Raw genomic sequence first — 12,588 nt, 5'->3', positions numbered from 1 at the left:
GCACTTTTACCTCCAGTCGCCTCGCCTGATGCCCCTATTCACCCGCCGCTCCGCACTCTGGCTGACCTGCCTCGCCACGGCCACCACTGTCGGCGCCCAGCCCCGAATGAGCGCCCCCGGTGCCCCCACCTCGCTCACCCCGCAGCAGCAGGCGGCGCGCGCCATCTACAAGGAACTGGTCGAGATCAACACGGTTGACTCGGTCGGCTCGGTCACCAAGGCCGCCGAGGCGATGGCCGTTCGGTTCCGCGCCGCCGGCTTCCCCGAAGCCGACATTCACATCGTCGGCCCCGCCGACAAACCCACCAAGCAGAACCTGGTGGTACGCTATCGTGGCAAAGGACAAGGCAAACCGATTCTCCTGCTCGCCCACCTCGACGTAGTCGCAGCGCTGCGCAGTGACTGGCCGCGCGATCCGTTCATCATGGTGGAACAGGACGGCTATTTCCTGGGTCGCGGAGTCGCCGACGACAAGTCGATGGCCTCGATGTTCGTGGCCAACCTGCTGCGCTACAAACAGGAAGGGTACGTGCCCACCCGCGATTTGATTCTGGCCCTCACCGCCGACGAGGAAGGCGGCGGCGCGAACGGCGTGGGGTGGCTCATCGCCAACCACAAGGAACTGATCGACGCCGAATACGCCATCAACGAAGGCGGCGGCGGCACGCTGGTGGATGACAAGCCGCTGTTTCATTCCGTGCAGGCGGCCGAAAAGGTACCTGTGAACTACACGCTGACCGTGCTCAATACCGGCGGTCACTCCAGCGTGCCTCGTCTCGACAACGCCATCTATCAATTGGCGTCTGCCCTCACCAAGGTGCAGCGGTACACGTTTCCCGTGGAATTGAATGACGTGTCCCGCCCGTTCTTCGAACAGACCGCCAAGGTCGAAATGCCGTCGCTGGCGGTGGCGATGCGCGCAATTGTGGCCAATCCGCGCGATTCCGTGGCCGCGGCCACCATCTCCAAGGACCCGCGCTACGCGTCGATGCTGCGCACCAGTTGCGTCGCCACCCGTCTGGCCGGTGGGCACGCCGACAACGCCCTCCCACAAACCGCGACGGCGAACATCAATTGCCGGGTCGCGCCAACGTCCACCGGTGACGATGTGAAAGCGGTGCTCGATCGCGTTATCGCCGACAGCGGCGTGAAGATCACCATGCGCGGTGGTGGCCGTGACAACGCGGGTGGCAAGCCCAGCGCCATCGACCCGACGCTGCTCGGGGCCACGCAGGCGCTCACGAAGAAGATGTTCAACGACGTGCCGGTGATTCCCACCATGTCCACCGGCGCCACCGACGGCCGATTCCTGCGCGCCGCCGGCATCCCCACCTATGGCGTGAGCGGCATCTTCAGCGCCGCTGGCGAAACGAATGCGCACGGTCGCGATGAGAAGTTGCGCGTCAAGTCATACTACGACGGCTTGGCATTTCTCTACGAACTGGTGAAACAGGTCGCCAGCCCGCCACCAGGCAAACCCGTGTCATGAACGACCACGGCCCCGAAGCGACGATGCTTCGGGGCCGCGTTGCATCAGGGCTTCATGCCCGGCTCGCTGTCAATCACGGCCTTCGCGATATCCACCATGCGCACTGATCGATCCTGGCTGCTGCGCTGCATGATGCGATACGCTTCCTGCTCGCTGCTGCCGGTGCGGCGCATCAGGATGCCTTTCGCGCGTTCGATGAGTTTGCGCGCTTCCAACTGCTCCTTCGCCTCCGCCGCTTCCCGCTTGGCTTCCAACAGCTCGCGGGCGCGCATGACGGCCATGCGCAGGGTCGCGTCCAATGTGGTCGGCGGAGTCGGCTTGGCCAGCAGCGCGACCGCGGTGCTGCGCAAGGCATCGGCCGAGGACAGGGACAGCGACAGGTCACCGGTGATGAGCACCACCGCAGTGCCGGGTAGCGCATGTGCGATGGCATCCGCCGCCTCCACGCCGCTGGCACCAGGCATATGCACATCGAGCAGCACGGCGTCCGGCGTGAGCTGTTGCGCTCGCTCGATCGCCTCCGCACCGGATGCGACCTCCGCCACCACCATGTGTCCCAGTGCGCTCAGCAGGTCGACCAGCGTCGAACGCTCGAGGGCATTGTCTTCGGCAACCAGTACACGAATTGTCGACGGAACGTCCGTCATGTCATTGCTCGGGTAGAGCGGGAGCCCGATTGCCCCGCGATATGAGCCAGCAACTCGGCAGCGTTGAGCGGCTTGCGCAGCACGAATTCTGCGCCCACTGCGTCCGCACTGCTGATCATCGGTTCCCACCCAGTAATCACCCCGACTCGCAAGGAGGGGAACCGTTCTCGAACGAAAGCGACCAGATCCCAGCCGCTTCCGTCCGGCAGACCGACGTCGGTCAGCATGAGATGGTACACGGAAGTCGCCGCCGCCGCGAGTCGTTCACGCGCTTCCGTACAATTCGCGACCGCGTCCACCATGTGTCCATTGGCCTGAAGGAGTCGGCGCAGGAACTCCCGGCCGTCGTTGTGGTCCTCGACCACCAGAATATGGAGCGGCACGGCCTGCACCAGAGGCCCCTCTGGCTCTTCAGTCAACGGGTCAGGCTGTTCCAGCGGAAAGTGTATGCTGATCGCAGCGCCCTCTCCGGGAGCCGAGGCCAGCGTGACCGAACCACGATGTCGGCGCGCGATCCCGTACACCTCGGCCAATCCCAATCCCGATCCCGCCGCACCCTTGGTGGTGAAGAACGGTTCAAACGCGCGCTCGCGAACCTCCGCACTCATCCCCGACCCATCGTCCTGGACAACGACCACCGCCTCGCTATTGGACACGGCGGTCCGGACGGTCAGCGTTCCGCCGTCCGGCATGGCGTCCATCGCGTTCGAGACCAGGTTGAGGAGCGCTTCACGGATCTCGCCCGGAATTCCGCGAATCGTCACCCGCACGCCATAGTCACGCTCCACCAATACCTCTGCTCCCCCGCGGGGCCGACGCTGCCGCATCGACTCCGTCAGCCCGAGCACCTCTTCGACCAGCGTCGAGAGGTCGATGATCTGATCCGCCCCGGCGTGCATCGGTTCCTGGCGAATGAACCGGCCCACGCGGGACGCCGTGGCCGCGCCAGTTTCGGCCGCTGTGCGAATCCGATCGGCGTAGTCACGAACAGCGTCCGGTGACTCGGCGTGGTGCCGCAGCAAATACGCCGCCGCCATGATCGGGTTGAGGGCGTTGTTCACGTCGTGCATCACGCCGGCCGCCAATTGCCCGATGGCCGCCAATCGTCGGTCGCGCGCCATGATGGCCTCGCGAGCGGCCAGCGCGCGCGCGCGTTCCTCGACGATTTGTTCGATCCGATCCGCCTCGGTCATCACGCGCGACTCCAATTCCGCACTGCGTAGCGCCTCCTGATCCAGGATCCGCTCCAATCGACGGCTCTCGGACACATCGCGATCAAGCAGCACGGCCCCGATCACGCGTTCACAGTCATCGAGCAACGGGGCCGCATTCACTTCGAGAACGCGATGGTCACCCGCTGGGGAACCGCGGACCGCCAGCAATTCGCCGCGTGTGGTGATACCCGCCAGGGCGCGCATCGCCGGCGTCTCGAGGAACGCCAACGTCACGTCGTCTTCCAGACGCCGGGGTTGATCGCGCTCCCAAAGCTCCCGCACGGTGAGCGGCGGCGCATCGGCCACTTCCGACTGCGCATGGGTGTTTGCCCGCACCACGCGGCCGCTCAGATCGATGACCCGCACCGCCGATGGCGCGAGTTCAATAATCGTCGACAGCTCTCGTTCCGTACGCGCCAATGCCTCGGCGAGCGCCACCGCATCTGGCAATCCTTGTGACAACGCCTGCTCGCTCAGCGACTCAAGAGCCATGACAGAGATTTTAGCGGTAAAGCGGGCGTGCGAAGCGGCGTCGCCCCGACCATACACAGCACGTCTGCGGGGAAGTCTAGCGAGGTTCGATCGCGGGCGCAGGGCGGCGCCATGTACCCGCAATCAATCGCACACCTCGCTGGTACGTGATATAGGCATACGCCCACTGCACCAGCACCACCGCACGATTGCGAAAACCCACCAGATACATCAGGTGGACAAAAAGCCACAGGAACCAGGTGAGATAGCCGCTGAGGTGAAGCCCACCGAACGCCGCCACAGCCTTGTGCCGGCCAATCGTGGCGAGGTCACCTTTGTGGAAGTATCGAAACGGTGCGCGCGGTCTGCCACCCACTGTCGCCCGAATCATGCGCGCGGCGTGTTGACCGGTTTGGTTGGCGGTCGGTGCCACCGCAGGGACGGGTTTGCCATCGGCACGGAGGAGCGCGCACAGGTCGCCCACCACAAAGACTTCCGCATGCCCCAACACCGAGCAGTCGCTCTCCACCTTCACCCGACCAGAGCGATCCGTCTCGGCGCCCAGCATTCGCCCCAGCGGCGACGCCACGTTACCCGCCGCCCAGAACACGGTGCGCGTGGCGATGGGGCTCGTGCCCACAACGACCGACGTGGCGTCGATGTGCGTCACCGGCGTTCCCAGGAGCACCTCAACCCCCAGTCGTTCCAGATCACGCTGCGCCGCCCGCGACAGATCCTCGGGGAACGTGGGTAGGATCCTCGGACCCGCTTCGACCAGCAGGACCCGCGTGGTCCGCGTGTCGATATTGCGGAAATCCTTCGCCAACGCGCTGCGGGCGATGTCCGGCAAGCTCCCCGCCAGCTCCACCCCGGTTGGACCAGCACCCACCACCACGAACGTCAGGTTCGCCTCACGTTCGGCAGGATCGTCCGACCGCTCGGCCCGCTCGAATGCCATGAGAAAGCGCTGTCGCATGTCGTAGGCGTCCTCAATGCTCTTGAGCCCCGGGGCGAACGCCTCCCACTCGTCATGACCGAAGTACCCGTGGCGGGCGCCGGTGGCCACGATCAGGAAGTCGTAGTGAAGCTCGCTCTGGTCGTCCAGCCTGACGAATCGGCGTGCCGCATCGATTTGTCGCACCTCGGCCAGCAGGACCGTCGTGTTCTGCTGATGGCGCAATCGCCAGCGGATCGGGACGGTGATGTCGCTGGGGGCCAAACCCGCCGTAGCCACCTGATAGAGCAGCGGCTGAAACGTATGGTGGTTCTCGCGATCGAGGAGCGTAATGCGCACTGGTGCCCGGCGCAGCTCGCGAGCGGCCGCCAATCCGGCGAAGCCGCCTCCGATGATAATCACGTGCGGACGGGTATCTGGCGTGCGGTCAGGCATACGGGCTCCAAGAGGTTCCCCTGACAGTCTAGTCGATGTCCCACGTGCCGCGTGGTACTTTCTTGTCATGCCCTCTCGCTTTCGCTCAACCTTGTGGCGCGTGCTCAGTATCCAGGTGATCACCCTGGCGGTGCTGTGGCTGCTCCAGTCTCGCTACGCCAGCTGAACGGCCATGCATTGGATCAACTGGGTCGTGGTGGCCGCCTACCTGACATATCTGGTCGTCGACGGCCTTCGTCGATCACGCGGCACGTCCAATCTGGAAGGCTACTTTCTGGCCGGACGCAGCCTGCCGTGGTGGGCCGTCGGACTATCCGTCATGGCCACGCAGCTCTCGGCCGTCACGCTCATCGGGACAACCGGCCAGGGTGCGACCGACGGGCTGCGCTTCGTGCAGTTCTATTTCGGACTGCCGATTGCCATGGTCATTCTGGGCGTCACGCTGGTGCCGTTCCTGCACGGCGCCAAGGTCTACACCGCCTACGAGTACCTTGAGCGGCGATTTGACGCCAAGACGCGGTCACTCACCAGTTTGCTGTTCCTGCTGTCGCGCGGCATGTCGTGCAGCACCATCCTCGCGGCGCCTGCGGTGGTGTTCTCGGCCATCTTCGGCTGGGACCTGGCTTGGTCCGTGGCGCTCATCGGCATACCCACCATCACGTACACTGTTTTTGGCGGTGTGCGCGCGGTCGCCTGGGCCGACGTGAAGCAAATGGTCATCGTAGTGGCGGCCCTCACGTCCATCGTGATTGTGCTCATCGTGCGGATGCCCATTCCACTCGACGACGCACTGCACATTGCCGGTGCGGCCGGTCGCCTGCAGGTGTTCGATTTCTCCTTCGATGTGACGAAGACGTACACGTTCTGGTCGGGGATCATCGGCGGCACATTCCTCATGCTGTCGTACTTCGGCACGGATCAGAGTCAGGTGCAGCGCTATCTCGCGGCCAAGTCGGTGGATGAAGCGCGCAGCTCGTTGCTCATGAGTGCGTACTGGAAGATTCCACTGCAGGCGCTGGTGCTGCTGGTGGGTGTGCTGGTGTTCCTGTTTTTCCTGTTCGAGCCGCCGCCCATGCTGTTCAACCCCACGCACAGCGCCAAGGTGCAGGCGGCCGAACCCGCCGTGTACGCGTCGCTCGAATCGCGCTACGCCACCGCCATCGCGGCGCGCACATCAGCCGCCCGTGCTGCGTCCGATGCGCGGCACACCGGTAACAACGCGGCTGCCAGCGCCGCGCTGATTGGCTTCAAGACGACCGACGCGGAAGTCACCGCCGTGCGCGCCGACGCCCTGAAGGAAGCGGAGCGCATCACCGGTCAGCCCTCACGCGACGTCAATTACATCATTCCGCGCTTTGTGCTGGGCTTTCTCCCTCTGGGCCTCGCCGGGCTCTTCATCGCCGCCGTGCTCGGCGCCGCCATGTCCGCCATCTCGGCCGAACTCAGCTCGCTCTCCACCGCCACGGTCATCGATTTCTACCGCCGCTGGTATCGCCCCGAGGCCAGCGACCAGCACTTCCTGAATGTGTCGCGCATCGCCACGGCGGGATGGGGGGTTTTTGCCTGTGTCGTTGCCACATACGCCGCCACGCTCGGTTCTCTCATCGAAGTCGTGAATCGCTTCGGATCGTTTTTCTACGGCTCGATTCTGGGCGTGTTCATTCTGGCCATGATCCCGCGCACGCGTGCCCTCGGCGCCTTCGTGGGCCTGCTGGCCGGCATGAGTGTCGTCGCGTCCGTGTCATTTGGTGCACCGTCGGTGGCGTTCCTCTGGCACAATGTCATTGGCGCCGTGACCGTGGTGCTTGTGGGGTCCGTACTCAGTTTGGGCGGAGAGAGAGTACCCTGAGAGAACGGGGATCGCGACGTTGATCCTTCGCCCTCTCCGCTGCCCCCTCTCACATCTTCGGCGGCACCGCCATCGGCGCCGCATTGATCAGATTCAGCAGGATGCGCGCCGCGCCCGGCACACCGTTCGGCAGTTGCCGGAACAGCGCCAGCGTCACGTACACGTAGCGCCCCTTGCCCACCGGCGCCACCAACAGCGCGCCGCGATTCGTCGGCTCCTCCGGATCGTTCATCGACAACAACGGCGTGTACCGCGGATCGATAGTGGTGGGCATATACGTCGCCCGCTCCTGCACCCAGTCTTTCCAGTCGTCATCGCCAATCTTGTTGGGCACTGTGAGCAGCGGGGACGTGGGTTGCAGCACCGTCACCGGCGCTTGCTCCATGGTGACGCGCGCCGCCGGACGGGTCCACTGCAACGGATACGGGGTCACTGGATACTTGCTCATGTCCTGCGCCCCGTACTGCACCACCAGCGTGCCACCGCGCTTGGCGTAGTCCAGCAGTCGTGGATTCTGCCGGACCAGCTCGTCGCTGGATTCGTACGCGCGCGGTCCCACGACGATCGACGTGAAGCGCGAAAGATCAGTACCGGCAATGGCCGATGGTTCGATCTTTTCCACCGCCACATCCAGCTGGCGCAGTGCCTCGAGTCCCAGGTCGCCCGACCCCGTGATGTAGCCCACACGCGCCCGCGGCGGAATCTTCACGCTCACCGCCGAGAGATACATCCCCGACGTGCCGTACAGGCGCTGCGGCGTGATGTGGTCGTACGCAATCGTGTAATAACCACTCATTGACTCGACCTTCTCGTGTTGCGCGAATGCACCGACAATATGTCGACCGACGGGTACCATGCCGGTCACCCGGAACACCACCACCGCACTGCCGTCTCGCGGTAACACGCGCACGCGTTCCGCTGAATCGGCCTTGAGCCCCTCCGGCAAGTCCAATCGCACGCGAACGGTGGTCGCGCTGTCATACGCTGACTGAATGCGCACGGGAATCTCGCGCTCCACGGGCACGCCGGCACGCATGTACTCGATCGCGCTGGCCAATCCCACGGTGATACCGGGCACGGCCGAAACAGGTACTTGCTGGTCACCCCTGATCGGATCGGCAAATCGATTCACGACGGGTGTGGTCACGCCGACCATCTCACCGGCAATGATCACACTGGCGCGCACCACCGTCGCGGTGCGGTCTTCCGACGTGGCTTCGTCGTTCGCATCGATCGGTGCCTGGAACCAGTCCTGCTGCTTGCGACCGTTCATGCGCCACCACGGTGAGGCCGGTTCAAACGCCACCGCCCACCGTTGAAAGGTCAGCGCGCTGTCCGGGGCAATCGGCACGTTCTTCTCCGGGAAACCACCAGCGGGTTGCGCGTAGTCGCGCATGCCCGCGTACGCCATCGTCACCGGCACGCGACCGCGATTGAACACCGTCACCGTGACCGGCAGCGAATCCCCGACATTCGTCTTTCGGGCTTCGCGCACCGGAAACACGGCGCGTGGCGCGGTGGCTTCAACCGCCACGCCGGCCGCCAGCGCCAGCGCCCGCTCCGCGCGACCAATCGCCAGTTGCAACGCATCCCACAACGCGGGATCGGCATCGGTGGCTCGGCGGGGGCTGATGCGTGGTGTCATCCCCGCCGTGCCCGCAAACAACACCGCCGGTGAGGTAGGCAGTGCGGAACGCGCCGCGCGCAACAGACGTAGTGCGGCGGCGAGCGGCACGATGATCGGGGTCGGATCGTCAGCCCGATACGCGCGGCGCACGGTCCCGATCAGGGTGAGCGCCGAGTCAAGCTGCAGTTGCGCCATCGACGGCAACTTGGCCCGCAACGGGGCCCACGTCGTGTCCACGCCGTCAAACAGACTGGTCTCGTCCTTGGCATTCGCGGGCCCGGTGCGGGCGGCTTCACGGGTGATCGCATCCATGATGACGCCTTTGCGCTGCAGCACCCCAAAGCCCTGCGATTTGTGCTGCGAACGACTCTCCGCCGCAATCTCGTAGTAACTGCGACCCAACAGCGCGTCGTACTCGCCCACGTTCATGCGCAGCGTGGCCTCCGCTGGATTTTGCCGCGCACTGCGGTAGAACTTGAGCGGTGTCCACGGCAGACCGTAGCCCGCCACCGGGAATCGCACGGTGTCGGCCGCCAGGTCGTACGCTTCGCGCGCCAACAGCCCGGACACCTGATGATGCCCATGGCCGTCCCGCGGCGTGCCGCTGAAGAATGCCACCATCACCTGCGGCCGAAACGCGCGCACCACGCGAATCACGTCGCCGAGGATCGAATCCTTGGGCCAATGCGTGTACGTCTCTTCAGCGTTCTTGCTGAACCCGAAGTCGAACGCGCGCGAAAAATATTGTCGCCCGCCATCAAGGCGTCGGGCCGACAGCAATTCCTGCGTGCGAATCGCGCCCAGCGCTTCGCCCAGTTCGTTGCCAATGAGATTCTGCCCGCCATCACCGCGCGTCAGCGAGAGATACGCCGTCTCCACGTGACGTCCGCGGGTGAGCCAGGCGATGAACTGCGTGTCCTCGTCGTCGGGATGCGCTGCGACGGTCAACACCCGACCGGTCGTGCCCAACCCATCCAGCACCGAACCCAGGGCGGCCGCGCCGCGCTCGGCGGTTACGCCCGTCTGGGCGGCCATCGCGACGGGTGCGAGCAGCGCCACTCCCGCCAACACCGAGACCACCGTGCGGGCGTTCACCGCGGCACCGGTGTCGCGTAACGCTGCGCGGCACCATCGCCAACGTCCATCACCAACGCCACGATGCGCGCCTGCTCTTCCTGATGCGCATCGGCAGCGCCTTCCGCGGGACTCGCGCGCTCGGGGCGACCTGCGTAGCGCACACCGACGGCAGCACCGGCCGACGCCCGAAGACGCGGTTGCACATACGTCCAGGCCCCCTGATTGCGTGGTTCCTCCTGCGCCCAGACGACTTGTTCAACCGCCGGATACTGTTGCATCAGCCGGGCAATCTCCTCATGCGGCCAGGGATACAGCTCCTCGACTCGCACCAATGCGACGTGGGGATTTCGCGACGGCGCCAGGACCAGGTCGTAGTACAACTTGCCCGAGCAGAATACCACGCGGCGCACCTCATCGCGGTGCTGCGACGCGATGGGATCGTCGATGACCGACTGGAATGCGCCACCGGCAAGTGACTCCAGCTGCGAGCCGGCCTGCGGCAGCCGCAACAAAGACTTTGGTTGCATGCACACCAACGGGCGGCGATCGCGACGCAGGGCTTGTCGGCGCAACAGGTGAAAATACTGGGCCGGCGTGGTGCAATACGCGACGGTCATGTTCCCTTCGGCGCACAATTGCAGGAAGCGCTCGAGACGCGCGCTGGAATGCTCCGGCCCCTGACCTTCATACCCGTGCGGCAGCAGCAACACGACGTTGCTGTCCTGGCCCCACTTGGCGCGGTCGGCCACGATGAACTGATCGATGATCGGTTGCGCCACGTTCACGAAATCACCGAACTGCGCCTCCCATAGCGTGAGCACGTCGGTGGCCACCGTGCTGAAGCCGTATTCAAACCCCAGCACGGCGGTCTCCGACAAGGCCGAGTTGTAGATCTCGAACACGCCCTGACGACCGGGAAGTTGGGACAGCGGCGCGTATTTGCGTCCGGTCTCGCTGTCGCTCAACACCGCATGCCGGTGCGAAAACGTCCCGCGCTCCACATCCTGCCCGCTCAGGCGAATCGACACCCCGTCCAGCAGCAGCGAGCCGAAGGCCAGCGCCTCCGCATGTCCCCAGTCGATGCCGCCCGCCGCGCCCATCGCGTCGCGTCGCCGCTCAAGCGTCTTAGCCAGCCGCGGATGTGGCGAGAAATCCGCCGGATAGCTGAGCAGCGATTCATTGATCAGCTGCAGTCGCTCGGCGGGAACGGCTGTGCGAAAGGCGGCCTGCGCGGGCGCGGACTCCGCCGGCCAGGGCGCATGCGTTTCACTGCCCAGGAGCGACGCCTTGAACTTCGCGTGGATGGTGGCATAGCGGGCGGACACCGATTGTTCGACGGCAATCGTCTCATCCGTCGTCATGACGCCCTCGGCGACCAGTCGGTTGGCCCAGGCCTGCGCCACCGTCGGATGCTGCTTGATCAACGCGTACCGCTTGGGCTGTGTGAACGTGGGCTCGTCGCCTTCGTTGTGTCCATGCCGGCGATAGCCCACCAGATCGATCAGCACGTCTTTCTTGAAGCGAGCGCGGTACGCACACGCCAGCCGCACCGCGGTGATGCACGCCTGCGCATCATCGCCGTTCACGTGGAAGATCGGGATCTCGAATCCCTTGGCCAGATCGGACGCGTAGTAGGTGGAGCGCGCGTCGGAAGGATCGGTGGTGAAACCCACCTGATTGTTGACGATGATATGAATCGTCCCGCCCGTGCGGTACGCGTTCAGATGCGAGATGTTGAGCGTCTCAGCCACGATCCCCTCGCCGGGGAACGCCGCGTCGCCATGAATGGCCACCGGGACAACGGCCAGTTCATCGCGCTCCCCCGGGCGGCCCGGCATGCGCTGCAGCGCGCGCGCGACGCCCTCCACCACGGGATTGACGATTTCGAGATGCGAGGGATTCGGCACCAACCGCAGCCGCACCGCACGTCCGTCCACGGTGCGCGCGCCGACATACCCCATGTGGTACTTCACGTCACCCGTGGCATTTTCGTCGGCGTGATCGTGACGTCCCTCGAACTCGGCAAACAGCGCTTCAAACGGCTTGCCCATGACGTTGGTGAGCACATTGAGCCGACCACGATGCGCCATGCCGATGACCACGTCGCGCGCCCCGGCGCGCCCCGATTCGTCGATGACCGCATCCAGCATGGGGATCAGGGCGTCCGTTCCCTCCACCGAAAACCGCTTGTAGCCCACATACGCGCGTCCGAGAAAACGCTCCAGGCCGTCCACTTCATTGAGGCGATGCAGCATCGCCTGCTTTTCGTCAATGGTCAGGTCGCGCGTGAGAATCCCGTCGCGAAACGCCAACCGGAACCATTCGCGTTCGTCGTTGGCTTCCAGGTGCCACACTTCGTATCCGATATGCTCCGAATACACCTCGCGTTTGCGCCGGATGTTGTCCAGCGCCGTCGGAAAACGATCATCACCAATAGCCGCACCGGGAATCGACGCGAGATCGGCCTCGGTGAGTCCATGGAATGCCTCGCTGAGTTCATCAGCGCCTGCCGGTGGCGAGCCAAGTGGGTCGAGTTGTACGGCGTAGTGGCCGTAGTCGCGAATGGCCTGCAGCAGCGACGCGGCACCGGCAACCTTCTTGAGCATCTCGAGGCCGGGAGCCTCGCTCACGGCGCTACGCGACGTGGGACGGCTGGCACTGGACGGCGATGACGCGAACAGCGACTCCGCAATCCGGAAATACTGACGCCAGGTCTCGTCGACACTGGCCGGATCGTGTCGATACCGCTCGAACTGCTCGGCAATGAGGCCGTCGTTGAACACGCTGGTAATCGCAGATTCGCTCATAGGCGTGGGAATCTAAC

The 12,588-nt window shown here is 64.8% G+C and carries 7 protein-coding genes; 2 read left to right on the top strand and 5 right to left on the bottom strand.

Annotation, left to right across the window (positions count from 1 at the left end):
* The first annotated feature begins 28 nt into the window (after positions 1-28).
* The gene (locus tag IPP90_14890; protein ID MBL0171976.1) at positions 29-1,489 is read left to right on the top strand and encodes a M20/M25/M40 family metallo-hydrolase; all 1,461 of its coding nucleotides are present in this window, start codon (positions 29-31) and stop codon (positions 1,487-1,489) included.
* A 44-nt stretch (positions 1,490-1,533) separates the two neighbouring features.
* Here IPP90_14890 and IPP90_14885 read toward each other — a convergent pair whose 3' ends face one another.
* From IPP90_14885 to IPP90_14875, 3 genes are all read right to left on the bottom strand, one after another.
* On the bottom strand, positions 1,534-2,136 hold the full coding sequence (locus tag IPP90_14885; protein MBL0171975.1) for an ANTAR domain-containing protein: 603 nt from the start codon (positions 2,134-2,136) through the stop codon (positions 1,534-1,536).
* Positions 2,133-3,842 carry a response regulator gene (locus IPP90_14880; GenBank protein MBL0171974.1) on the bottom strand — a complete coding sequence of 570 codons (1,710 nt, stop codon included), beginning with the start codon at positions 3,840-3,842 and terminating at the stop codon, positions 2,133-2,135. Before IPP90_14880 ends, IPP90_14885 begins: the two co-directional genes overlap by 4 nt.
* Before the next feature lie 76 nt (positions 3,843-3,918).
* Complete coding sequence (locus tag IPP90_14875) at positions 3,919-5,211, bottom strand: NAD(P)/FAD-dependent oxidoreductase (GenBank protein MBL0171973.1); 1,293 nt, start codon at positions 5,209-5,211, stop codon at positions 3,919-3,921.
* 172 nt (positions 5,212-5,383) lie between these two features.
* On the opposite strand from IPP90_14875, the gene IPP90_14870 reads away from it, so the two are divergent.
* The gene (locus IPP90_14870) at positions 5,384-7,060 is read left to right on the top strand and encodes a sodium:solute symporter (protein ID MBL0171972.1); all 1,677 of its coding nucleotides are present in this window, start codon (positions 5,384-5,386) and stop codon (positions 7,058-7,060) included.
* Between the two features lie 49 nt (positions 7,061-7,109).
* Here the strand turns inward: IPP90_14870 and IPP90_14865 are convergent, their stop codons facing one another.
* Both IPP90_14865 and IPP90_14860 read right to left on the bottom strand, forming a co-directional pair.
* A complete protein-coding gene (locus tag IPP90_14865; GenBank protein MBL0171971.1) occupies positions 7,110-9,782 on the bottom strand; it encodes a PIG-L family deacetylase in 2,673 nt (890 codons plus the stop codon).
* Positions 9,779-12,571 (bottom strand): 2-oxoglutarate dehydrogenase E1 component, encoded by a 2,793-nt coding sequence (locus tag IPP90_14860; GenBank protein MBL0171970.1) that lies wholly within the window; start codon positions 12,569-12,571, stop codon positions 9,779-9,781. The genes IPP90_14865 and IPP90_14860 overlap by 4 nt, the downstream gene beginning before the upstream one ends.
* Between the last annotated feature and the right edge of the window lie 17 nt (positions 12,572-12,588).

The organism is Gemmatimonadaceae bacterium (assembly GCA_016720905.1).
GTDB lineage: Bacteria > Gemmatimonadota > Gemmatimonadetes > Gemmatimonadales > Gemmatimonadaceae > Gemmatimonas.
The sequence above is the reverse complement of the archived record's forward strand: the minus strand, read 5'-3'. Positions and strand labels throughout refer to the sequence as shown.